We start from the raw sequence: 24,026 nt of genomic DNA on the forward strand, positions 1-24,026 counted from the left end.
TGGGGCAGGGCACATCGTTGTGCGGACGGGGCGCATGGCATTGTTCGCATGTGTCAATGTGGTGGGAGTTAGCGCGTTAGCGTCGCTTCAAGACGACCGGATTTCGGCGTCGGCAGCGGATGCGGAACAAGGTATGAGGAAGGTGCGGTCTCCAGGTGGCAGCACGCGGTAGTGGCACGGCGAACGGATCAGCACGCGGGGGGGATTCGCGGGTGACCCGTCGTCTGGTCATCGTCGAATCTCCAACCAAGGCGAAGAAGATCGCTTCTTACCTCGGTGCCGGTTACGTTGTTGAATCCTCCCGCGGACATATCCGCGATCTGCCCAAAGGGGCAGCTGACGTCCCCGCGAAGTACAAAGGTGAATCCTGGGCCCGGTTGGGGGTGAATGTCGACGCCGATTTTGAGCCGCTGTATGTGGTCAGCGCCGATAAGAAAGCCACGGTCACAGAACTGAAGGGCCTGCTCAAGGACGTCGACGAGCTCTACCTCGCGACAGACGGTGACCGCGAGGGGGAAGCGATCGCGTGGCATCTGCTGGAGACGCTGAAACCGAAGATTCCAGTGCGGCGCATGGTCTTTCATGAGATCACCGAGCCGGCGATCCGGGCGGCCGCAGAGAACCCGCGGGACCTCGATCCAGACCTGGTCGATGCGCAGGAAACCCGGCGAATCGTCGACCGCCTGTACGGCTATGAAGTGAGCCCGGTGTTGTGGAAGAAGGTCATGCCGAAGCTTTCGGCAGGCCGGGTGCAATCCGTGGCTACGCGCATCATCGTGCAGCGTGAACGCGAGCGGATGGACTTTAGGGCAGCGAGCTATTGGGACATAGCTGCAACGCTCGATGCGGGCACAGGTGTTACGCCGCAAACTTTCGGCGCGAAACTGCAGACTGTTGGCGGCCAGCGCATTGCTACGGGCCGTGACTTCAGTGCCCAGGGGGCACTCAAAGCCAGTGGTGACGTCCGTGTCCTCGACGAGGCTCACGCTGGCAGGCTTGCAGAGGCACTGCATGGTGTCGAACTCGCCGTCACGTCCGCTGAAGAGAAGCCCTACACGCGCAGGCCATATGCGCCTTTCATGACGTCGACGCTGCAGCAAGAAGCGGGCCGCAAACTGCGGTTTTCCGCGGACCGGACCATGCGAGTCGCGCAGCGCCTGTACGAAAACGGCTACATCACGTACATGCGTACTGACTCGACAACTCTTTCTGATTCGGCGATCAAGGCGGCTCGCGATCAGGCCCGTGAGCTGTATGGCCCGGAGTATGTGTCACCGTCACCGCGGCAGTACACGCGCAAGGTGAAGAATGCGCAGGAAGCGCACGAGGCGATCCGTCCTGCTGGTGAGACGTTCCAGACTCCGGGGCAGTTGCACCGCGTGCTCGAAGCTGACGAATTTAGGCTGTACGAGCTGATTTGGCAGCGCACCGTGGCGTCGCAAATGGCCGATGCGAAGGGTACGACGCTAAGTCTCCGCATCACTGGTACCGCAGCGACGGGCGAAGAATGCGTGTTCAGTGCATCCGGCCGCACCATCACCTTCCCGGGCTTCCTGAGCGCTTATGTCGAAACTGTGGACGAGGAAGCCGGTGGTCAGGCCGACGACGAGGAAATGCGTCTGCCACGGCTGACCGAAGGGCATCAGGTAACCGCGTCGGAGTTGCGCCCCGACGGGCACACGACGACGCCGCCCTCGCGATACACCGAAGCGTCGCTGGTGAAGAAGCTGGAAGACGAGGGTATCGGCCGCCCGTCGACCTACGCCTCGATCATCAAGACGATCCAGGACCGGGGTTACGTCTACAAGAAGGGCAACGCGCTCGTACCGTCCTGGGTGGCTTTTGCAGTGGTCGGTCTGCTGGAGCGGCATTTCGGGCGGCTTGTCGACTATGACTTCACCGCGTCGATGGAGGATGATCTTGACGCTATCGCGGCGGGCCGGGAACGCCGTTCTGACTGGCTTACCGCGTTCTATTTCGGCAGTGAAGACCGCCAAGAAGGCACACTGGCGAAGCTTGGCGGCCTGAAGCGCCTGGTGGGCGTCAACCTTGAGGGTATTGACGCTCGCGAAATCAACTCGATCAAACTTTTCGATGATTCCGACGGCATACCTGTGTATGTCCGTGTCGGCAGATTCGGGCCGTACCTGGAACGCACGGTGGGACAAGGCGACGATGCTGAATCACAGCGCGCCAACCTTCCGGAAGATCTCCCACCCGACGAGTTGACGGCAGAGATTGCTGAGAAGCTCTTCGCGACACCGCAGGAAGGACGCCAGCTTGGCGTCGACCCTGGAACCGGCCACGAAATCGTCGCGAAAGAAGGCCGTTTCGGGCCGTATGTCACGGAGATCATTCCGGATAGCGAAAAAGATGGTGATTCGAAGAAGACGAAGCCACGCACGGGCTCGCTACTGAAATCGATGGACATTTCGACGGTGACGCTCGACGATGCGCTGAAGCTGCTGTCGTTGCCGCGGGTGGTGGGTAAGGATCCCGAGAGTGGTGATGAGATCACCGCCCAGAATGGCCGTTATGGACCGTATCTGAAAAAGGGCACCGACTCGCGATCGCTGGGGACGGAAGAGCAGATTTTCTCGGTGACGCTAGAAGAGGCTCTGAAGATCTACGCCGAGCCGAAGCGCCGGGGGCGGCAAGCCGCGGCAACCGAGCCGCTGCGCGAGGTCGGAAACGACCCCACATCTGGCAAGCCGATGGTGATCAAGGATGGCCGGTTTGGGCCTTACGTCACCGATGGGGAAACCAATGCGAGCCTGCGCAAAGGTGACGAGGTAGCCACTTTGACCGTGGAGCGGGCGGCCGAATTGCTTGCGGACCGGCGCGCGCGGGGCCCAGTCAAACGCGCCACGAAGAAGGCACCAGCGAAGAAGGCGACCGCGAGCAAATCCGCGGCCAAGAAGACAACCGCTAAGAAGACGACCGCCAAAAAGACCGCCGCCAAAAAGACGAGCAAAAAGTCGGCAGACTAGCTGCTGACAGCCAGATGCCCGCCCGATGAGATTCTCCCCGGCTCGTGGCCGGGGCAGCCTCTCACAGGCGGGCTTCTGTACAGCGGTTATGCGATCGACTGGCTCGAGTCTGACACGAGCTGACGCGCTTGGGCGGCACTCTCCGCGGTCAGCGCCAGCTTGGCGAGTTCGCTGCACTGGGCGAGTGAATGCGCCGCGAGACTCACACGTACCGCAGGGATGCTTGCGGGCGCCATCGAGAGGCTCGTCACGCCGAGGCCCACGAGAACGAGCGCGAGCAGCGGATCGCTTGCCGCTTCACCGCACACGCCGACCGGCTTTCCGGCATCCTTGCCTGCCTGAGCGGTTTGGTGGACTAGCTCGAGCAGTGCCGGCTGCCACGGATCGAGGAGTTCAGCGAGTTCACCTTGCATGCGGTCCGCTGCCATCGTGTACTGGCCGAGATCATTCGTCCCGATACTCGCGAAGTCACAGCCCGCAAGCACCTGGTGTGCGCGGAGCGCCGCAGCGGGGACCTCAACCATTGTTCCCGCAACCTGCAGCCCGTGTTCGTGGGCAAGTGCCGCGAACTCTGCGGCCTCACGCGGTGTGGCTACCATCGGCGCCATCACCCACACTTCGGCGCTGCTCTGCGCTGCGGCTGCGGCGATCGCGGTCAGCTGATCAGTGAGCATATCGGGGTGCCGTTTGGTGAGACGGATTCCCCGCACACCGAGAGCCGGGTTCTCCTCGACGCCGTGATCGACGAACTTCAGCGGTTTGTCAGCTCCGGCGTCGATGGTGCGCACGACGACCTTGCGGCCTTCGAACGCGGTGAATACCTTCGCGTAGCTGTCCGTCTGTTCCGCTACGGTCGGTGCAGTGACCTTGCTGAGGTAGAGGAATTCGGTGCGCAGCAACCCGACTCCTTCGCTGTCAGCGGCCGCGGCTGCCTCCAGCTCGTTGGGGGCACCGAGGTTGACGAGCAGCTTCACTGCCACGCCGTCGGCAGTTTTGCCCGGGCCAGAGCTTTTGGCGAGTGCACGGGCGAGCTGTTCGGCGTGTGCGGTGGCCCCGTCGATCTCTTCCTGCGACGGTGCGATACGGACCTTCCCGGATGCACCGTCGAGGAGCACAGTCGTGCCTTCTTCGAGGCTGGCGGCTTCCGTGCACGCAACGATGGCAGGAATCCCAAGCGACTTCGCCAAGATCGCGGTGTGGCTGGTGGGGCCACCCAATTCAGTGATGATGCCGCGTACCTGGTTGGTGTCGAGCATCGCGGTGTCAGCTGGTGCGAGGTCAGCCGCGACCAAAACGAAGGGGTGTCCCGGGTTGGGTATACCCGGCATGGGCAAGCCGAGTATCTCGGCGATGGTGCGGTTCGCGAGATCGTCGAGGTCCGCGGCACGTTCGGCGAGGTAGCCGCCGGCGGCTTCGAGAGCAGAGCGGAACACGCCGAACGCACCGACCACGGCGTGGGGGAGGGACTTCCCTGTCTCCAGCTGTGCTTTGATCTGGATCGCGAGGGCGGGGTCCCGGGGCATCATCGACTGTGCGAAAAGCACGTCTGACGCTGGACCGCTGGTCGCGGCGGCGCGAGCACCGAGTTCGTCTGCAACGGCGTTGAGGGCATGTTGGGCCTTGTCCACCGCCGCGCTGACGTCTGCCTCTGGCCCACTGTCCGCAGGAAGGCCCGGAGGGGGAGCGAGTCGTGCGATCGGGGCGACGGCTACTCCCGGGCTGACGGGGGTTCCTGCAATAGTGTTGCCCATGGGTATCTCCTGCTTATCGGATAGTGCGGTGGGCGGGCTTACTTGCCGGAATCGTGGTTCTCAGCGATAACAGCGGCAACGGCTTCCAGCGCACTGTCGGCGCCGTCCCCGTCCGCGCGGAGTACGATCTCATCGCCGCCACGGGCGTCGAGGCCAATCACCATGAGGATGCTGCGTGCGTCGACGAAGTCGCCGTCCTTCTTGGCGATGGAAACGGGGACTTGCTGGCTGGCCGCTGCTTGTACGAGGAGGGCGGCTGGGCGGGCATGCAGTCCGACGGAGGAGCCGACGATGACGGAGCGTTCAGGCATTGTTGTTCCTTCTGGAGTGTGTGTGGTGGGGTCAGGCTGCGACAGGGGTCGCTTGTGGTGCGGTGGGGACGGGGCGGCGGAGGCCTTTGAGACCGATGACCACAGCGCAGGTGACCAGCGTTCCTGCGATGATGGCGATGAGGTAGCCGAGTGGGTTGCCAATCAAGCCGATTACCCAGATGCCGCCGTGCGGGGCGCGGAGCGTGGATCCGAATGCCATCGAGAGAGCACCGGCTGTTGCGCCGCCCGCGATTGTCGAAGCGATGACGCGGAAGGGGTCAGCAGCAGCGAACGGGATTGCGCCTTCGGTGATGAACGACGCACCGAGGACCCACGCAGCCTTGCCAGCCTGACGCTCTGCGTCGCTGAACAGCTTCTTCCGAACGACGCTGGCGAGTGCGAGCCCGAGTGGCGGTACCATACCCGCAGCCATCACTGCGGCCATGACGGTGAGGTTGTCTGAGACCAGCGCACCGGTGCCGAACAGGTAGGCGACCTTGTTGACCGGGCCACCGAGGTCGAAGCCCATCATTGCGCCGAGGAGTGCACCCAGGGCGAGCGCGTTCGCGCCGGTGAGTCCCTCGAGCCAGTCGGTGAGGGCGGTCTGCACGGCCGCAATCGGGCCGCCGATGACGACGAGCATAAGGAACCCGATCGCGAAGACCGAGAGCAGCGGGATCACGAGGATCGGCATCAGGCTGTCCAGGCCGCGCGGGGCTTTGATCTTCTTCAGGCCCATCACGATGGCACCGGCAAGAAGACCGGCGACGAGGCCACCGAGGAAGCCTGCACCGATCGCGACGGCGAGGAGACCACCCACGATACCGGCGGCGAGACCAACGCGGTCTGCCATGGCGTACGCAATGTATCCGGCGAGGATCGCGACGAGCATGGAGAACGCCGTCGCGCCGATCTTGAACATTACGCCGGCAATGCCCGCCTCAGCGAGGATAGCGGAGAGGTCAGCGATGCCCGCGTATTCGACGCCTTCGTAAACACCGCCGTTGACGACTGCGGCGATTTGGGCGCCGCCGATCATGAACGCGAGGGCTATGAGAATACCGCCGGCGGCGACGAAAGGAATCATGTAGGACACACCGGTCATCAGCCACTGCCGAAGCTGTGTGCCGAAGCCGGGGGCCTTTTGAGGTGCCGATGATGCCACAGGAGCCGCCACCGCGGCACCACCGGCAGGCGCGTTCTCGGCGGCTGCGACGGCTTCGGCGACCATTCCGGTCGCGTCATTGATGCCGCGCTTTACCCCGCCGCGAATGATCGGTTTGCCGGCGAAGCGCTCTTTCTCGCGGACTTCAACATCCGCAGCGAAGATGACGGCGTCGGCAGCTGCGATTTCTTCATCGCTGAGACGTTCGGCGCCAGCGGCACCTTGTGTCTCGACCCGCATCTCGTGGCCAGCGGCCTCAGCCGCCTGCTCGAGGGATTCCGCCGCCATGTAGGTGTGCGCGATGCCCGTGGGGCACGACGTCACAGCGACGAGCTTGAATTTCTTCATCGTCCGAGTACTTCCTTGTTGATCAGGTCTACGACGTCTTGCGGGGTTGCTGCGTCACGCAGCGAGGTCCGGAATGATTCGCGCACGAGGCGGCGAGCGAGCGAGGCGAGGATCTTCATGTGCTCGCTGCCTCCGCCGTCTGGAGCGGCGATGAGGAAGATCAGGTCAGCGGGACCGTCAGCGGAACCGAAATCCACGCCCTGCACGCTGCGACCGAATGCGAGCGTCGGTTCGGTGACGTATTGCGAGCGTGCGTGGGGGATGCCGATGCCACCTTCGATGCCGGTGGGCATCTGCGCCTCGCGGTCCTTGATCGCGGTCATGAACCCGGCCTCATCGGTGACTCGGCCTTCTTTGACCAGGCGTTCGACGAGGTTCGCTGTGGCCTCGGTGCGGTCGTTGCCTGGCAGGTTGAGGTCGACGAGGGCTGTGGTGATGAGTTCAGACATGTGTTAGCTCCGCTCTGTGAGCACGGTGTCGTGCTTGGGTGGGGTGACAGTGACGGTGACTCGTTCGAGATCGTCAGGGGTGGGCATGCGGGTTCCGGGCAGTGTCACGGCCGTGGTGCCCCATGCGACTGCTTCCCGGAGCGCTTCTTCGCCGGCTGCGCCGCCGGCGAGGAATCCTGCGAGAGTCGCGTCGCCTGCCCCTACGGTGCTGAGAACTGGTCCGGGCAGTTCCGCAGCGGCGTGCAGTTCCCCGGTGTCGTCGACGAGCAGTACTCCTGCCGCGCCGAGCGTTGCGAGGACGATCCGGGCCCCGCGTGCCCGGAGAGTGTGGGCCGCGTCAATGGCGTCACCGATTGTGGTGATGTCGCGGCGGGCGCATTCAGCGAGTTCTTCGACGTTCGGTTTGATCACATCGGGCCCGGCAGCGAGACAGGCTTCGAGTGCTTTGCCGCTGGAGTCGATGGCTACCTGGGCGCCATGCTGATGCGCGTGCTCGATGAGCTGGGCGTAGAAGTCGGTGGGTGCGCCTGGGGGCAGGCTGCCGCAGCCAGCGATCCAGTCCGCCCCCGAGCTCACGGCGTTAGTCGTTGTTGCCACGAGGTTCTCGACGTCACTTGCCGAGAGCAAGGGCCCCGCAGCATTGAGTTTGGTGGTGGTGCCGTCTGATTCGGCGATGGTGATGTTGCTGCGGATGTCACTGCTGATTGCGACGGGCACGTGCGGCACATTCTCGCGACGCAGTAGAGTCGCGAGTTCGTCACCAGCGGTTCCGCCGACCACGAGTACCGCAACCGTGCTGGTCCCGTGGGTGACGAGAGCACGGGAAATGTTAACCCCTTTGCCGCCTGCGTGGACGTGAGTGTTGGTCACTCGCTGGACGGCACCACGGTGCAGCGTTGTCACCTCCACAGTGCGGTCGAGGCTGGGGTTGGCAGTAAGTGTGATTATCATGCGCGGATTACCTTGGGGCCGGCGGCTTCGATGTCAGCAGCGGTGCGGGCGTCGAGGCCGGTGTCGGTGATGATGAGGTCGACCGCGGAGAGGTCAGCGAAGCGTGACAGGCAGTCGTTGCCGAACTTGGTGTGGTCTGCGAGGACGATGACGCGGCGCGCTGCGGCGATCATTGCCCGCTTGGCGGCGGCCTCCCCGATGTCGGGCGTGGTTAGTCCGCGATCGGGCGAAATGCCGTTGGTGCCGATGAAGGCAACGTCAACGTAGGTGTTCGCCAGTGCGGTCAGTGCCCAGTCGTCGACCGTGGCGAGAGTTTTTCCGCGGACTTTGCCGCCCGTCATAAGGACGGTCGTGCGTGGCCGTAACGCGAGAATGCCTGCGATGGGAAGCGCGTTGGTGACGATCGTGAGATCGCGATCGCTTGGCCAGATCTCAGCGAGGCGAGCGGTGGTGGTTCCGGCGTCGATGAGGACGGAACCGTCGGTGGGGATTTCCGCAAACGCGGTTTTGACGATGCGTTCTTTCTCCGCGGTCATCACAGTGTCGCGGACGGCGACTGCTGGTTCGCCGCCGAGGTAGTCCAGGGGCATGGCGCCTCCGTGGACCTTCTTGATGAGTCCGCGGCGTTCAAGGGCGGTGAGATCCCGCCGGATCGTTTCGATCGAGACGCCGAAGCTGCTCGCAAGCTCGCTGGCGTCGACCCGCCCGTTGCTCCGGGTGAGTTCGACAATGTGTTGGTGTCGCTCTTCCGCAAACATGTGGTCGTCCTGCCGTTTGTGTGGTGTTACATCAGTTTTACGCCCGTTTGTGTGGTGTGTCAAGTGTCACAAGCATGCCAATTTAAAGACGCTGATCACAGCGTTTTCGAGAATGGGTTGCCCGGGGGTGTGGATACGTGGGCTTTTCCGTGCTTGATAGCGACTGGTTCTGACTGGCTATGCCGGATTATTACCGAATAGGCGGAGTCATGAGAGTTGTGGGGACGCCGCGCCCGCGCAGAACTTCATCGCGCACCGCGTGCCAGTTTTGTGCCTCAGCCGGATCGGCACTCGCAGTGGCCTCGTGGGAGGCAAGGACGCAGCACTCCTCATCCTTTGCCAGCTCGGTAATGCGCGACGCCTCGTTCACTGGATCGCCGATCACGGTGTATTCGAGCCGGTGTGCGGCCCCAATATTGCCCGCAACCGCGCGGCCGGCCGCGACGCCGATGCCGAACCCGATCTCGCTGCCTCCCTCGATGCGCAGTGTCGCTGGAAGCCGGCGCGCAAGCGCCCGAGCAGACGCCAAAGCGGCACCGGAGGGATCTGGGTGCTCCAAGGGTGCGCCGTACACGGCCATCACCGCGTCACCCATGAACTTGTTGACGAGGCCCCCGTGCGCATCGACGACGTCCACAGCTACATGGAAAAACTCGTTGAGCACAGTCACGATTTGGGTCGGCGTCTGTTTCATCGCGAGCGCAGTGGAACCTGCGAGGTCGACGAACAGAATTGCGACGAATCGTTCTTCTCCGCCCAGCTTGACGCCATCGCTCAGCGCGCGCCGCGCGACATCAATTCCGACGTATTTGCCGAAGACATCGCGTAACTCCTCTCGCTCCGCGATTGCCCGCAGCATATCGTTGAACCCCGCCTGCAGCTGGCCCAGCTCGGTCGCGTCGTATATCTCGACGGGCGTGCTGTAGTCGCCTTCTTGCACCCGTTTAAGCGCTATCCGCAACTGTCCGAGTGGGTCCGAAATCGCACCCACAGTCAGCCGTGTCACTGCCAGGCTTCCCAGGATCAGCCCGGCGCACAGCAGCAAGATCGACGTCAGAATGGATTCTGTCGACGAAAGCAGGGTTCCGGTGAGCGCGGCGTTAGTAACCACCAAGATGCCAGAAACCGGCACAAGTACAGTCACCGCCCATGCGACGCGCAATCGCGATGCCACACTTGGCGGCTTACGCAGCCTCGCGTCGCCGGAAGCGATCGCGGCAGCATGAACAGGCCGCAGTACGCGTTCGGTGTAGAGGTAAACGACTGCGCACGCCGTTGCGGCACCGATGAGAACAGTCAACGAGACGACCACGGCGAAATGCAGTGTGTTCGCCGTTAGCGCGACGAAAATCACCCCGCCAACGGCCCAAGACGCGGCGAAAACTCCCACGAGCAGCTGAGGCAGCCGCAATGCCCGATTGCGAGCAGCGTGACCACTCACTGCGGAATCTGGTGCGGTTTGCCATGTGATGACGGGCCGTGCGAGCAGCCATGCCGCGGCGCTGGAGAAAACCGCCGTCGCTGCGAGATACGCGAAAAATGGACGCAGCTGATCGAGGCGGACGTCATCGCCAATTCGTATCGCGTCCTCGCTAGGCAACAAGTACTGCAGGAATCCGAAAACGAATATCGCGCCAGCGACGTTCGCGATCTGAACCCCGAACTCGAAGGCAGGCCACGGCCTCCGGAAGGAACCAGCGAGCGAAGGCGGCACCGACGCCCGCGCCTTCTCGACGATTCCCATGTGTCGATCTTCGCTTATCGCCGGGCGAGCGATGCAGCGGACTCGCTACTCTCGAATCGTGGCGAATGTCTTCAGCCAATTGGTCGGCCAGGATGACGTTGTTTCTGAGCTCATCGCAGCGGCGTGCGCGGCACGCAGCCCGCGGACAGGATCAGGGATGACACACGCATGGCTGTTCACTGGGCCGCCCGGGTCGGGCCGCTCGGTGGCAGCACTCGCGTTTGCGGCAGCGCTGCAATGCATCCGAAATGTGGAGCCCGGCTGTGGCGAATGTGGTGCCTGCACGACCGTTTTGCATGGCACGCACGCTGATGTCCGGCGGGTAACCCCCGAAGGTTTGAGTATCGCGGTTGCGGAGATGCGCGGCATCGTGCAGATCGCTTCTCGCCGCCCCGGGGTGGGGCGCTGGCAAATCGTCATCATTGAGGACGCCGACCGGCTTACCGAGGGCGCGGCCAACGCGCTCCTCAAGGTCGTGGAAGAACCTCCGTCGCACACAGTTTTTCTCCTGTGCGCGCCCTCACCGGATCCGCAAGATATTGCGATCACGCTCCGTTCGCGGTGCCGGCTTGTCGTGCTTACAACGCCGGGTGCCGCTGCGATCGAGGAGGTGCTGCGTGAGCGGGACGGCTTCGAGCCAGATATCGCGCGGTGGGCAGCCTCGGTGTGTGGAGGACATGTGGGTCGTGCAAGGCGCTTGGCAGCGGATCCGCAGGCGCGGGAACGCAGAGAGAAGATTTTGGCTATAGCGGAGAACATTGATCGGCCCGCAGCCGCGATCAACGCGGCAGACGCGATTCTCGCTACCGCCGCTGACGATGCGAAAACCGTCAGCGCTGAACTCGATGACAAAGAAACGGAAGAGCTGAAGACGGCGCTAGGTGCAGGCGGTACCGGCCGCGGCACGGCTGGAGCGCTGCGCGGTGCGGCGGGTGCGCTGAAAGAGCTCGAGCGCCGACAGAAATCACGTGCAACACGGACGGCGCGGGACGCATACGATCGGGCGCTCATGGACCTTGCGGGCGTGTACCGGGACGCACTGGTGATTGCTTTCGGTGCTGAGGTGCCGGCCAGTCATCCCGACGCGGACACGGCGGCGCGCAAGATCGCTAGGAGCTGTGGCCCCGAGGCCCTCTTGCAGAGTATCGATGCGATTCTCGAGTGCCGGGATGCGCTCGACACGAACGTCAAGCCAGAGTTTGCCGTGACCGCCATGCTCGCGGAACTGAGTGGCTTGCTTCGCAGGTGAGCAATGGTTTTTGCCCGCATTGACCCCTTGCGGTCAGCGTCGGGCCAGGCGTAATATGGCTAGACCGACCGGAATGCGGTGGAAACTACTGCAGGAGGATTCCACATATTCCTAAAAGCCCGGCCGTTGGATCCGGAAACCAGCGACCCCGGGGGACTGAATACGCATAACGGTGCGGTTGAAAACACGGATGCGTGAAGACACCCGCAAAAAGTGAAGAGCCGTAGTAGACGACAGTACGAATGTGACGACGTCGGCCAGCGTGGTCACCAGGAGTATTGAAGCCTGACTCTCGAAGAAGGCACCCGATTCCCCGTTCGGGTGTTTTCTTTTGTGGGTAGGCACGAAGGTGCGCGAGTCTGTGCGGATTTTCCATCCAGCGACTGTGACGCTAGACTGCGTATCGCTCACGTGATGCCGTACGGCAGCGCGCGGGTGCAGGATGCCGCCTTAGCTCAGTCGGTAGAGCGCTTCACTCGTAATGAAAAGGTCGGGGGTTCGATTCCCCCAGGCGGCTCTCAAAAGGTCTCAAAACCGAACCCCCCGGGTTCGGTTTTGCCGTTCCTGGGCTGGTTGGGGTGGCAGGTGCCCGGTTGCTGGGAATGTGCCCCTGCCGTGGACAGGGCAGATTCCCAACGGCGGGGCAGATTCGGGTCCGGCTGGGAATGGCGCAGATCCGGGAGGATTTGGGCGGTTGGGGCGCCCTGATTCGTCACAATCAATGGCCTGTGGCGGGTTGGCGTCTTCCTGGGTGGCTGCGCCCTCGCCGATCCGCGAAGGCATCGCTGGTTCGGCACACCATAAAGACGTGTTCACCGTTCGTGTAGTGATCCGTGTAGCTGGTCAGTATGCCCTGGCTGAGCACATCCCCCTATGCTGACGGGCCGGTTCACCGGGGCGAAGGCACTAGGGGAAACTGAGCCACCTCAGTGGCGTGCACGTGTGCGTGACATCTGCCACTGCCTTGGAGGCTTGTGGCGGTGCTTTTTCCGGTTTGACGGTGGAAAGTCGCAGAGAATGCGCTTTTTTGCCCGATCTGTCCGAGCCTGGGTGTTTTCCCGGTGTTGGCTAGGGGGTCTTGCTGCTCGGCTCAAATTCTGGTTCACTAAGCCTTGCCTAAACGTAGTGGTTCATGAGAGCCTTACCTAAGCAGTACTCCAGTGGGAGGTTAGAGCTTTGTACGCGTGTATCTGTGCAGCAGTGCCGAAGACGCAGGTCGAGGCGATGATCCTGGCTGGCGTTCGTACCACCGACGAGATCGGTGAGCGCTGTGGTGCGGGTACTGGTTGTGGGACATGTGTACATCGGCTCTCGAAGATGCTCAAGCAGCATCATGCCCAGGCTGACGCCGTCGAAAGGATGCCGCGCACGGCTTGATCATTTTCGTTGTGTCACGCACAACAACAGAGGTAACCTCGGATCATCGATCGATCGGAGGGCAGCTAGATGCGTGGCGACGAAGAGATCATTTCGCTGTTGAATGAGCAGCTCACCAGTGAGCTCACGGCGATCAACCAATACTTTTTGCACGGGAAGATGCAAGCGAGCTGGGGTTTCACCAAGCTTGCAGCGCATACCCGTGAAGAATCAATCGAAGAGATGAACCACGCCGAGTGGCTCACCGACCGGATTCTCCTGTTGGGCGGTTTGCCCAACTATCAGCGAATCGGAACCCTGCGCATCGGACAATCGATCCGCGAGCAGTTCGACGCTGACTTAGCCATTGAGTTAGAGGTGCTTGAGCGGCTTCGGTCCGGCATCAAGCTCTTCCGGGAAAAGGGCGACGCCGTCAGCGCGAATCTGTTCGAGAAGATCCTTGACGACGAAGAAGAGCACATTGATTACCTCGAAACGCAGCTCGAGCTGATGGACAAACTCGGCGAGCAACTGTACCTTGCCCAGCTTGTCGACCAGCCGCCAACCGCTGGCTGAACGAACACCTGCAACGGCGATCGTTCGCCGATGCGCTGCTTGGCGTGCTAACGTGAGCCACGCCACAGTAGCTCGGCAAGGTCGCCGTACGCAGGGGGGATGGATATGGCCCGGTTCGCTGGCATCCTAACCAGGCGGTTCCCCGTTCCGCGCATGTTCACCGCAATCAGAGACGTCCGGGCTGATGTGAACACGATGGTCGCGGACGTCAACGACACGATCGGGGAAGTGCGTGACACCGTCAAAACGGTGGAGCGCACGATGTCCGACGTCAGTAAGACCCTCCAGCATCTCGACACGACACTCGTTGGCATCGGTGACACACTCGGCAAAGTCCTTCGCGACGCTGAGATTTCGCTCAAGGAATCGGCGACAACGTTGGCTGATGTCAAGCGGCTCCTCGCCGCGCAGGATTCGACGACCGCCGCTGTCCGGCAGATGCCTGACCTCGCCGCACAGCTCGCGGAGTATGTGAATGCCCTGAACTCGGGCGTAAAGGTGCCGGAAGAGCAAGGCATCCGCGCGGGCAACTCACGCTGACTTGCGCCTGCTGCGCGCCGATTGCAGACGACGCCCAGCAGGTGCAGTCGGTAGTCGGTGTGCTATCTCCCGCCGCGGATCTTTCCGACTGCCCACAACAGGATCACTGCGCCCAGTAGGCACGTCAGGAAGCTGAAGAAAAATCCTGCACTTTCTACGTCCACGCCTATCAGGGTGAGGAGAAAGCCGCCGATCAAACCGCCAACCACGCCGACGAGGATGTTGAGCGGGATTCCTTGCTTGTCATCGGTGCCCATGATCTTGCTGGCGATCCAGCCAGCGAGCCCGCCGATGATAATCCATCCGAGGATGCCTAGACCTAGCATGTGATGCTCCTTTGCGTGGGCAGTCGCAGCTCGTTGATCTTTGTGATTCGAGCCTAAACCCAAGATCACCACGAGACGGAAACTCAAACATTCTGATATAAATACTTCTTGTGTCTAAGAAGTATTCTTCCGCGGACCGCGTCTACGAGCGGGTAAAGGAGCAGATCCTCACTGGCGCGCTCGCTGGGGGTGAACTCCTCAGCGAGGGCGAGATCGCCGCTGAGCTCGGCGTCTCGCGGACGCCGGTGCGGGAGGGTTTCCTGCGCCTTGAGGCTGAGGGGTGGATGCGTCTGTACCCCAAGCGAGGCGCACTTGTCGTGCCCATCGCCGAGGGCGCCGCGGAGGAACTCGTGGAGGCGCGCTACCTCACCGAGGTGCATGCGATGCGCATGCTTGCCCGTGACAGTTCGGCGCGCACGCGGGTGGCTGCAGCACTGCGGGAATCACTTAAGCGACTGAAAGAACACCGCGCGTGCGGCGATGTGGGAGCGTTCGCTGCAGAGGATGCGGACTTCCACGCGACGATCGTTGAGGCGTGCCACAACCGGCTGCTGATCGACTTCTACAAACGGTTGCGCGATAGGCAGCGCCGCATGTCCGCACAGTCGGTCGCGCGTGACACGACGGTGACACCACAGATTCTCGACGACCACGAAGCGCTCATCGAGATCGTGGAACGGGGGGATGCCGACGCGTACGCGGACGGCATCTGGGCGCACATGCGGCGTGCTCATCACCTCGCCGATAGGCCCCGTCCAGATGTGATGTGGCTCGATGGCTGAGGGAGATCGGACGCGCCGGACCGTGCCGCCGTGGATCACAGTCGCTGCAGCCGTGTTCGCGATCGCGTGGGGAGGCAACGAGTTCACGCCGCTGCTCACGATGTACCGCGTAGAGCATGGCTTCTCCGACTTCATTGTCGACATCCTGTTATTCGCCTATGTGCTCGGTATCGTGCCGGGCTTACTCCTCGGCGGGCCACTGTCGGACCGGTTCGGGCGCCGCGCGCTCATGCTGCCCGCACCGGTCTTTGCGATCGCCGGGTCGGCTGTACTCGCGGTCGGTGCGAGCCAGGCTGCCGTGCTGTTTACCGGAAGAGTTCTGTCCGGCATCTCGATCGGTCTCGCTATGGCTGTCGGCGGAAGCTGGCTGACCGAGCTTTCCCGCGCGCCGTACGATCACCGGGCCCTGGCGAGCGCTGGGCCTCGGCGAATGGCGATGTCGCTCACCGCAGGGTTCGCACTTGGTGCAGCTGCGGCTGGCGCGCTCGCACAGTGGGGCCCCTGGCCGAGTATTGTTCCCTACGCTGTTCATATTGTGCTTACGGCTGTGGTGCTGGTGCCGCTCTTCTGGGTTCCGGAGACGCGGGTCAGCATTCCCGCACATGTACGCAGCGCGCCTTTGCTGGCCGATCTGAAGATTCCCTCAGCGGGCCATCGCCGATTCTGGCTCGTGATCGTCCCTGTGGCGCCGTGGGTTTTCGGGGCCGCTGCGGCAGCGTATGCGGTGCTGCCGAACCTCATGACTGAGCACAGTGCGGGTATGCCGATAGCGTTCGGCGCCCTTCTGTGTCTGCTGGCGTTAGGTTGCGGGTTCGGTATTCAAGCGCTGGGACGCAAGATCGACAAACCGGGTACTGCGCGAGGTGTGTTGACCGCTTTCGCACTGCTTGTCGCGGCGCTGCCGCTTGCCGCATTCGCCGCGGCAACCCTGAGCGTGCCGCTGGTGATAGCAGCAGCGTGTGTGCTCGGAGCGGGATACGGTATGGCACTCGTGGCTGGACTGCTTGAGGTGCAGCGGGTCGCGACACCAGATGATCTCGCGGGACTCAACGCGGTCTTCTATTCGCTGAGTTATCTAGGTTTCGCGGTGCCGGCTGCTATGGCGCTCGGTGCCCAGGTTGTCAGCTACCCCGCCATGTTCATGGGCGGAGCGGTTGTTGCCGCACTCAGTTTCGCTCTTGTCCTCGCTGGCAGCCGCATATCGCCGACGCAGGCGCTCAAGGCAAATCTGGCAAGGGTTTCGACCTGAGCCAATCAGTCCACAAATCGGCGAGGGACTGGCGGCTGTACAGCGCCGCGAGGCCGACGAAATCGTCCGTGGTTGCGATCGAGTGCCTGTACCGGTTTGTCCAGTCTTGCAGCAGCGCGAAGAATGCCTCATCGCCGATGCGCGTTCGCAGTGCGTGCAGGGTGAGGGCGCCACGCTTGTACACGCGGTCGTCGAACATTCGCTTCGAACCCGGATCTGCGAGGACAAGGTCTTGCGGTGACCTCTTCAGCTTGTCCCAGTAGTGGCGGGCCCATTCTTTCGCGGTGGGCCCGTCACTTCCTTCGGACCAGAGCCACTCCGCGTAACACGCAAACCCCTCGTGCAGCCAAATATCCGCCCACGTAGAGGCTGTCACGCTGTTGCCGAACCACTGGTGTGCGAGTTCGTGCGCGATCAGCCGTTCGGAATGCTGCTTTCCGTCGCAGTGATTCGCGCCGAATACGGACAGACACTGCGCTTCCAGTGGGATTTCAAGCGGATCCTCAGTGACGACCACCGAATAGCCGCTGCTGAAAGGGTATGGACCGAAGAGCTTAGTGAAAAGCTTGATCATTCGGCGCTGACGCGCGAAGTCGATCTCGAAATTCCCGCGCAGTGCAGGGGGTACCGCGGCTTTCATCCGCACCGGTGACGGCGCAATTTCCTGCACCACGTATGAGCCGATCTGTACTGTCGCGAGGTAGGTCGACATTGGTTCAGGCTGCTCATAAACCCACGTGGTCGTGCCGGCGTGGGTTTTGCGACTGTGCAAGGTGCCGTTGGACAGAGCGGCGTACGCCGACTCGGTGGTGATGCTGATTCGATAGCTGGCTTTCGCGCTCGGGTGATCGTTACACGGAAACCAGGTGGGTGCACCATTGGGCTGGTTCGCAGTGAGAACCCCGTCCGTGAGTTCTTCCCATCCGATCGTTCCGAACTGGTTGACGACGGGCCGCGGCCGCCCAGCGTACTTGACCTCAGTAACCAGCTGGCCACCTGCTGGTATCGGGACGCGCGGGGTGATGCGCAGCTTCCCGGCCTTGTGGCTGAATCGAGCCGGGGCGGCGCCATTGACACGCACCTTGGCCACCTTCAGCGCCGCTGAGAGGTCGAGCGCGTAACGGTCGAGCGTTTCGGTCGTCACCGCGGTGATCGTCGTATCCGCTTCAAGACGATTCGTGGATACCCGGTAATTCAGGTCGAGCTCATAGCGCGACACTCGGTACCCGTTGTTTCCGCTGGTCGGGACGTATGGGTCGACAGCGGAGCTGGTACGGGTAAGTGGCCGGGCCACGTCGGCGTCCTCCCTGGAGACGAGTGAACGATCAGTCACGTCGCTCGGTTTCCCACGGTGCGATGGGGTTACCCTGCCATCGCGTACCAGGCGGTACCATGTCACCGCGCATCAGCAGCGATGCCGGACCGAGTGTGGCCCCGGACCCGATCGCTGATGCAGGCAAGATCACGCTGTGTGAACCGAGCGTGGCGCCAGCACCGATCTCAACCGGCCCCACACTCATGACCCTGTCATGGAATAGGTGCGTTTGCACGACGGAGCCTCGGTTGACGGTGGCTCCGGAGCCGATGCTGACGAGATCAGCCTCAGGCAGCCAGTACGTTTCGCACCAGCATCCACGCCCAACTTGCGCTCCCATCCCGCGGAGCCACAGGTTCAGCGCCGGCGAGCCGCTGCAAATGCGTGCGTACCAGGGCGCCGCCAGCACTTCCGTGAACGTGTCGGCCAGCTCATTGCGCCAGACGAATCCGCTCCACAGAGGTGTTTCGTGGGCGCGGATTCGGCCGACGAGCAGCCATTTCGCACAAATGGTGACTATCGCGGCCAGCGCGGCCGCGATTGCGGCGAGTCCGGTGCTGGCTGCGAGGGCGGCCGTGAATCCGTAGCTCGCTGTGGTGGCGATGAGTCCGCCGACGAGGGCCGCGCCCAGACCAAATGTGACGGTGACAGGTATCACACGACCCAATTCGACCGTGGCCCGCAGTGCGCGCAGCCGCAATGGGGGCGCGAAAGTCCTGCGCTCCGTTTTGGCCTCAGCTTTGCGGCGGCGCAGCTTCACAGGTGGGCTGCCGAGCCAGGACGAACCGCGTTTCGCATTCTCCGGCGCAGCGGACAGGACCGCAACAAGACCGTTCTTCGGAACCTTCCGCCCCGGTCCCGCCATTCCTGAGTTGCCGAGGAATGCGCGCTTGCCGACTTTGGCGGTTCCGATGTTCACCCAGCCGTTGCCGAGTTCGTACCCCGCGACCAGAGTGTCATCAGCGAGGAAGGCGCCATCAGCGATTGTCGTGAACTTGGGGAGCAACAGCACGGTTGATGCTTCCACGTTGCGGCCCACCTTGGCGCCGAGTAACCGCAGCCAGGCTGGGGTGAGAGTACTCGCGTAGACCGGAAAGAGGAATGTTCGCGCGGCATCGGCGAGACGTTCGGAAGCCCACGCCTGCCAGCCGCTGCGGCTGCGCACCGGATAAGTGCCGGGCGCCAGACCGATCGCCAGCAGCCGCATACACGCCACCACAAGGGCCGCAAAGATCACCGCGCTGAGGATCGCGCCGAGTGGGATCCACAACAGGAACGGGATCAGCGCATCACTGGGTCCAGCGGTCGGGCTGAGCAGCGCCGCGAGAATCAAAAGAGCTGGCACCAGTGCGATAAAGGGCAGTGACGCTAGCCCGATCGCTGTCAACCCGTAAATAGGCACCCATCTGCGCGCAGCTGGGGGTGCGCTGCGCGGCCACCATTCGTCTGCCCGGCCGAGGCGCGCGGCGGGGGACCCGGCCCACCGCTCACCAGCGGGGATCCGTCCGGAAACAGCTGAACCCGGCTCCACGCGGGCGTCCTTGCCGACGCGTGCGCCAGGCAGCAGCACGGAGCGGGCGCCGACGGCCGAACGTGTCCCTACAAAGATCCGGCCCACATGCACTACATCACCGTCAACCCAATAACCGGACAAATCCGTTTCCGGTTCGATTGCCGCGCCGTTACCGACCTCGAGCATTCCCGTGACCGGCGGAATCGTGTGGAGGCTGACGCGTTTGCCCACCTGTGCGCCGAGTGCCCGCGCGTACCAGGTCATCCACGGTGCGCAGGATAACCCCGTGGCTCCGACTGCATCTGCGACTCGTTCAGCAAGCCAAATTCGGAGATGCGCGGCGCCGCCGCGCGGGTGGGTACCAGGCTGGATCCGGGACAGCAGCGCACGTGCGATCAGTGCTGTCAGTGCGATTCGTCCGGGCGGTGTCAGAAGCAGCACTGTCAGCACCGCGAGTAGTGGTGCGGGCACGGTCGGCAGCCAGCTGACGGGGGAAAGCAGGGCGCCCAGGGTGCTTAGCAGCGCTGCCCAGGTAGCCCATTGCGCGCCAGTCAGGGCAAGCGGCACGGCGAGCAACACGGTTTGCGCGGCCTGGCTTATCCGGCTTTGCGGCGTGACGGTCCGAGCCGCGGCTGATGGAGCGGGTTCGGCCTGTTCAAGGTGCGCAGCGAGGTCGCACAAGCGGTGGTGGTCGTAAAGCTGGGCAACTGTCATTCCCGGGTGCCGCGCCCGCAGGCGCGACACAAGCTGCGCCGCGGTCAGCGAACTCCCGCCCAATTCGAAGAAATCAGCGTCGCCATCGCTCACATCGGCGCCGAGCGTGTCATTCCACAGCGCGGCGAGCCAGGACTCCGTCTCGGTCAGCCCGGTCGGCGCCGTGTGCTCGACGGATGGCAGCGGCCATGGCAGTGCGTGGCGGTCAACCTTTCCGGAGGTCCGAATGGGCAGCTCCTCGAGCACGGCGAGTCGCGGAACCAGCGCCGCAGGCAGATTTTCGGCCAGCTGGGCACGCGCTGCCGAGGTATCGAAATCTGCCCCACCGGTGGCGAGGTAGCCCACGAGCACCGGTGACCCGGAGTTTGTGCGCTGGATCGTCGCCGCCGCCGCGATGACGCCCGGCAGGTCTTGCAGCAACGCGTCAATCTCACCAAGTTCGACCCGGCGTCCCCCGATTTTGACCTGGTCATCGGCGCGACCGAGGAACAGCAGACCTTCAGGTTCGTAACGAACAAGATCTCCGCTGCGGTAGGCGCGCGCCCAGCCGAGCTGTGGCAGGGGTGCGTATTTGGCACGGTCCTTATCCGCATCCAGGTACCGCGCGAGCCCCACGCCGCCGATGACGAGTTCACCGACCTCGCCCGAACGAACGGGTGCGCCGTCGGTCCCAATGACAGCCAGATCCCAGCCGTCGAGCGGCAGGCCGATCCGTATCGGCTCGCCAGGCGTCAGCGGGGCGGCGCAGGCCACGACTGTGGCCTCTGTGGGGCCGTAGGTGTTCCACATCTCCCGGCCTGGGCTATGCAGCCGGGTCACCAGTTCTGGCGGGCAGGCTTCGCCACCGAAGATCAGTAAGCGCACAGCATCGAGTGATTCCGGGGGCCATAACGCTGCGAGGGTCGGGACTGTCGACACCACCGTCAGTTGTCGTTCGACGAGCCACGGACCCAGCTCAGAGCCGCTTCGTACGAGTGACCGCGGCGCGGGAACGAGGCATGCGCCGCTGCGCCAGGCCAGCCACATTTCTTCACACGAGGCGTCGAATGCGACGGAAAGCCCGGCCAGCACGCGATCCCCAGGCCCGAGGGGCCGCTCCTGAAGAAAAAGCCGCGCCTCAGCGTCAGCGAAAGCGGCTGCGCTCCTGTGGGTTACTGCGACACCTTTTGGCACGCCCGTTGATCCGGAGGTGAAGATGATCCAGGCTTCGTCCGCTGGCTGTGGCGCGCGCCCGGAACCGCGCCGATCCGGCACTGCCCTGTGGGGTGCAGGTTCGAACCCTGAGTCGGTAATCACTCCGGCGACGCCGGCTTCACCGAAAACCAGCGTTGCCCGGTCCGGTGGATCGTCCGCATCGACAGGCACATACGCAGCACCGGCTGTGAGAATGCCAAGGATGCTGACGTAGAGGTCGGCGGTGCCGGATGTCATGCGAATACCAACTCGATCACCGGCTCCGATGCCGTGGCGCTGCAGCTCGGTGGAGATCTTGCTGGCCGCTGCGGTGAGTTCGCGGTAGGTGAGTACGTCAGTGCCTGCGTCTAGCGCAGGCGCGTCTGGGTGGGCGCATGCAACGGACTCGATGATATCCAAAAGTGTTCGTGCAGCGGGTGCGCGGTGTGCGGCCAGAAGCGGCTGCTGGCGCTGCCTTGGCCCGGCAATTGGGTGAGAGTCGGGGAGGAGTTCGAGATCGTCGCGTGAAGGTGAGTGCGCGGCAGTTGCCGTCGTGAAAGTCATTCTCCGGTACCTTTCAGTGCTGACTCGCCGGACAGCGTCAGCACCTTGAGTGCCAGGCGGCGAAAGGTGTGCCGTTCCTTCTTGGTGAGCGGGCGGAAAGCGCTATCAATCGCCGACTCGACGATCGTTGCGCTTTCCGCGCACGCCGCACGCCCCGCTTTGGTGAGATGCAGCGTGTGCTTGCGCCGGTCCTTCTTGTCGCGCGACCGGGTGAGTAATTCCCGCTCTTCAAGATCGTCGACGATGCGGACCATGTCACTCCGGTCGATCGCCAAGGCGTTGCAGACCTGCTGCTGGGACAGCGGCTGGTGTGCCAGCTGGTTGAGAATCCAGTGGGTACGCAAGGTGAAGCCTGCGTCCGCGAGCGGTCGTTCTACCTGTTCCCGCACGACCCGGTGAAGCTGTGCGATCACGAATTCTGTGCCGCTCGGCGCGGAATCCTGCAGCAAGTCTGTTTTTGGCACCACGACAACGTACAGGTTCGCGGGGCCAATAAACAATTGGACACACCCGCAATATCGGAAGTCGGGGGAAAGTGTCGCGGTTATTACGGCTACTCTTGTTGGGAAGAAACATTGGGCGCAATGTCGGAAATGGGTGATGTGTGCCCGGCCTGACGGAGCCAGGCCGGCTGTGAAGGGGGAGGCTGTGAGCGCTGGAGGTGCGTCGTGGCCGCGCCGCGTCCTGGTTGCTGTCATGGTCACCGTTGCCGCCGCCGCGCTGCTTGCTGGTTGTTCCCGCGGACCCAGCCCGACCGGCGCGTCCCAGCCAAGCGAGCTGTTCGTCGTGAACACCAGTCCCGATCAGCAGCGCATCCGTGCGGAATCTGTTCGCGAGATCGCTGACCGGGTGCCGGAGGAAATCCGTGAGGGCGGAAAACTCATCGTGGCAACGACGGGGAATGCGCCGCCGTCGTCGTTTCGTGCGGACGATGCGATGACGATGATCGGCGTGGAACCGGACCTCGCTCAGCTGGTTGCTGATGTCCTCGATCTCGAGCTCGAGCTCCGCACCACGGACTGGAGCGAAGTGTTCACGGGTGTCGATGAGGGCCGTTATCACGTCGGATTCGCCAACATCGCGGCCACGCCTGAACGCATGGCGCGTTTCGACATGGTCACCTATCAGCGCGAAGATCAGGCATTCGCAGTGTTAGCAGGGTCCGCGACCGAGTCGCTGAGTCGCCCGGATGACATCGCGGGGCTGCGCATCGGGGTAGGTGAGGGCACACGCAGCGAGCAGATCCTTCGCAGCTGGAATGAGGAACTGGCTCGACGCGGATTGGGCCAGGCTGAACTCAAACACTACGTCGACGGCCGGGAGTATTACGCGGCGCTCGAAAGCGGGGCAATCGACGCGAGCTTCGGGCCGATGTCGATCCTGAATTTCGAGGCCGTGACCATGGGGCGGACGAAGGTCGTCGGGCGCGTGCCGGGCCTCGGTACGGAACCCGCGCTAGTTTCGGCGATCGCCGATAAGGGCTCGGGGCTAGGCCGAACCCTTCAAGAGGCACTGAACGCCGTGATCGTCACGGGCAAGTATCAAGCGGTGTTCGAGCGGTGGGCGCTCGATCATGCCGTTGTCGCTCGTTCGCAGCTCAACCCGCCTGTGGATTAACCATCGGCGGGCATGGTGATCACGGTCACCATGCCCGCTATCTGCGCACTGGTCAGTGGCCGTTCTGGGTGAAACGTTCAATCGACCGATGAATCTCTGCTTCGGCTTCCTCGCGCCCAACCCAGTCAGCCGCGTGGACCTCTTTACCGGGTTCGAGATCCTTGTACCGCTCGAAGAAGTGTTTGATCTCATCGAGATGATGCTGGGGCACGTCCCCGATGTCCTTTATGTGGTCCCAGCGCGGGTCGACGGGCACACACAGGATCTTCTCGTCGTCACCGGCCTCATCGCGCATCTTGAACATCGCGACGGGGCGAGCCTCGACAATCACACCGGGAAACACCGGTTCAGGAAGCAGAACGAGCGCGTCCAGGGGATCGCCGTCGCCGCCGAGGGTGTCTTCGATGAAGCCGTAGTCGGCCGGGTACTGCATTGAAGTGAACAGGTAGCGGTCGAGGCGGACCCGGCCTGTCTCATGATCGACCTCGTATTTGTTGCGCTGTCCCCTGGGGATCTCGATCGTGACGTCGAATTCCACGCGTCCTCGCTTCGCTCGTGTCAGTCCGGTATGCCGTCTGCGTTGGT

General features: G+C 63.1%; 20 protein-coding genes and 1 tRNA gene. 9 read left to right on the top strand and 12 right to left on the bottom strand.

Annotation, left to right across the window (positions count from 1 at the left end):
• Positions 1–155: 155 nt before the first annotated feature.
• Positions 156–2,990 carry a type I DNA topoisomerase gene (gene topA, locus ONR57_RS05400; RefSeq protein WP_265121984.1) on the top strand — a complete coding sequence of 945 codons (2,835 nt, stop codon included), beginning with the start codon at positions 156–158 and terminating at the stop codon, positions 2,988–2,990.
• A gap of 86 nt (positions 2,991–3,076) precedes the next feature.
• Here the strand turns inward: topA and ptsP are convergent, their stop codons facing one another.
• From ptsP to ONR57_RS05435, 7 genes are all read right to left on the bottom strand, one after another.
• Entirely contained in the window at positions 3,077–4,741 is a 1,665-nt protein-coding gene (gene ptsP, locus ONR57_RS05405) for a phosphoenolpyruvate--protein phosphotransferase (protein ID WP_265121985.1), read from the bottom strand.
• Positions 4,742–4,779: 38 nt separating this feature from the next.
• Positions 4,780–5,052: an HPr family phosphocarrier protein gene (locus ONR57_RS05410; protein WP_265121986.1), complete on the bottom strand. Its 273-nt coding sequence runs from the start codon at positions 5,050–5,052 to the stop codon at positions 4,780–4,782.
• 31 nt (positions 5,053–5,083) lie between these two features.
• Positions 5,084–6,565, bottom strand: coding sequence for a PTS fructose transporter subunit IIC (locus ONR57_RS05415; RefSeq protein ID WP_265121988.1), 1,482 nt, complete (start codon positions 6,563–6,565; stop codon positions 5,084–5,086).
• Positions 6,562–7,014, bottom strand: a complete 453-nt coding sequence (locus tag ONR57_RS05420; RefSeq protein WP_265121990.1) for a PTS sugar transporter subunit IIA — start codon at positions 7,012–7,014, stop codon at positions 6,562–6,564. The genes ONR57_RS05415 and ONR57_RS05420 overlap by 4 nt, the downstream gene beginning before the upstream one ends.
• A 3-nt stretch (positions 7,015–7,017) precedes the next feature.
• Positions 7,018–7,965: a 1-phosphofructokinase gene (pfkB, locus tag ONR57_RS05425; protein ID WP_265121992.1), complete on the bottom strand. Its 948-nt coding sequence runs from the start codon at positions 7,963–7,965 to the stop codon at positions 7,018–7,020.
• Complete coding sequence (locus ONR57_RS05430; protein WP_265121994.1) at positions 7,962–8,723, bottom strand: DeoR/GlpR family DNA-binding transcription regulator; 762 nt, start codon at positions 8,721–8,723, stop codon at positions 7,962–7,964. Before ONR57_RS05430 ends, pfkB begins: the two co-directional genes overlap by 4 nt.
• Positions 8,724–8,913: 190 nt before the next feature.
• The gene (locus ONR57_RS05435) at positions 8,914–10,467 is read right to left on the bottom strand and encodes an adenylate/guanylate cyclase domain-containing protein (protein WP_265121996.1); all 1,554 of its coding nucleotides are present in this window, start codon (positions 10,465–10,467) and stop codon (positions 8,914–8,916) included.
• 58 nt (positions 10,468–10,525) lie between these two features.
• Between ONR57_RS05435 and ONR57_RS05440 the strand changes: the two genes are divergently transcribed.
• From ONR57_RS05440 to ONR57_RS05460, 5 genes are all read left to right on the top strand, one after another.
• Positions 10,526–11,716: a DNA polymerase III subunit delta' gene (locus ONR57_RS05440; protein WP_265121998.1), complete on the top strand. Its 1,191-nt coding sequence runs from the start codon at positions 10,526–10,528 to the stop codon at positions 11,714–11,716.
• A gap of 444 nt (positions 11,717–12,160) precedes the next feature.
• A tRNA-Thr gene (locus tag ONR57_RS05445) sits at positions 12,161–12,233 on the top strand.
• A 659-nt stretch (positions 12,234–12,892) separates the two neighbouring features.
• A complete protein-coding gene (locus tag ONR57_RS05450; protein WP_265122000.1) occupies positions 12,893–13,093 on the top strand; it encodes a bacterioferritin-associated ferredoxin in 201 nt (66 codons plus the stop codon).
• 69 nt (positions 13,094–13,162) lie between these two features.
• Positions 13,163–13,648: a bacterioferritin gene (bfr, locus tag ONR57_RS05455; RefSeq protein ID WP_265122002.1), complete on the top strand. Its 486-nt coding sequence runs from the start codon at positions 13,163–13,165 to the stop codon at positions 13,646–13,648.
• Between the two features lie 99 nt (positions 13,649–13,747).
• Positions 13,748–14,188: a hypothetical protein gene (locus ONR57_RS05460; RefSeq protein ID WP_265122004.1), complete on the top strand. Its 441-nt coding sequence runs from the start codon at positions 13,748–13,750 to the stop codon at positions 14,186–14,188.
• A gap of 62 nt (positions 14,189–14,250) precedes the next feature.
• Here ONR57_RS05460 and ONR57_RS05465 read toward each other — a convergent pair whose 3' ends face one another.
• Positions 14,251–14,514: a GlsB/YeaQ/YmgE family stress response membrane protein gene (locus tag ONR57_RS05465; RefSeq protein ID WP_265122005.1), complete on the bottom strand. Its 264-nt coding sequence runs from the start codon at positions 14,512–14,514 to the stop codon at positions 14,251–14,253.
• 110 nt (positions 14,515–14,624) lie between these two features.
• On the opposite strand from ONR57_RS05465, the gene ONR57_RS05470 reads away from it, so the two are divergent.
• Positions 14,625–15,296, top strand: coding sequence for a GntR family transcriptional regulator (locus tag ONR57_RS05470; protein ID WP_265122006.1), 672 nt, complete (start codon positions 14,625–14,627; stop codon positions 15,294–15,296).
• The gene (locus tag ONR57_RS05475) at positions 15,289–16,545 is read left to right on the top strand and encodes an MFS transporter (RefSeq protein ID WP_265122007.1); all 1,257 of its coding nucleotides are present in this window, start codon (positions 15,289–15,291) and stop codon (positions 16,543–16,545) included. Before ONR57_RS05470 ends, ONR57_RS05475 begins: the two co-directional genes overlap by 8 nt.
• Here the strand turns inward: ONR57_RS05475 and ONR57_RS05480 are convergent.
• From ONR57_RS05480 to ONR57_RS05490, 3 genes are read right to left on the bottom strand one after another with little or no spacing between them, the layout of a single operon-like run.
• Positions 16,514–17,839: a M1 family metallopeptidase gene (locus ONR57_RS05480; protein ID WP_265122166.1), complete on the bottom strand. Its 1,326-nt coding sequence runs from the start codon at positions 17,837–17,839 to the stop codon at positions 16,514–16,516. The two genes, ONR57_RS05475 and ONR57_RS05480, sit on opposite strands and share 32 nt — an antisense overlap.
• 31 nt (positions 17,840–17,870) lie before the next feature.
• Positions 17,871–21,824, bottom strand: coding sequence for a Pls/PosA family non-ribosomal peptide synthetase (locus ONR57_RS05485; RefSeq protein ID WP_265122008.1), 3,954 nt, complete (start codon positions 21,822–21,824; stop codon positions 17,871–17,873).
• Positions 21,821–22,288, bottom strand: a complete 468-nt coding sequence (locus ONR57_RS05490; RefSeq protein ID WP_265122009.1) for a MarR family winged helix-turn-helix transcriptional regulator — start codon at positions 22,286–22,288, stop codon at positions 21,821–21,823. The genes ONR57_RS05485 and ONR57_RS05490 overlap by 4 nt, the downstream gene beginning before the upstream one ends.
• Positions 22,289–22,472: 184 nt before the next feature.
• Here ONR57_RS05490 and ONR57_RS05495 point away from each other — a divergent pair, with 184 nt between their 5' ends.
• Positions 22,473–23,441 carry a transporter substrate-binding domain-containing protein gene (locus tag ONR57_RS05495; protein ID WP_265122010.1) on the top strand — a complete coding sequence of 323 codons (969 nt, stop codon included), beginning with the start codon at positions 22,473–22,475 and terminating at the stop codon, positions 23,439–23,441.
• 52 nt (positions 23,442–23,493) lie between these two features.
• Here the strand turns inward: ONR57_RS05495 and ONR57_RS05500 are convergent, their stop codons facing one another.
• Positions 23,494–23,979, bottom strand: a complete 486-nt coding sequence (locus tag ONR57_RS05500) for an inorganic diphosphatase (RefSeq protein WP_265122011.1) — start codon at positions 23,977–23,979, stop codon at positions 23,494–23,496.
• Positions 23,980–24,026: the final 47 nt, after the last annotated feature.

Source organism: Hoyosella sp. YIM 151337 (assembly GCF_026041215.1).
Taxonomy (GTDB): domain Bacteria; phylum Actinomycetota; class Actinomycetes; order Mycobacteriales; family Mycobacteriaceae; genus Hoyosella.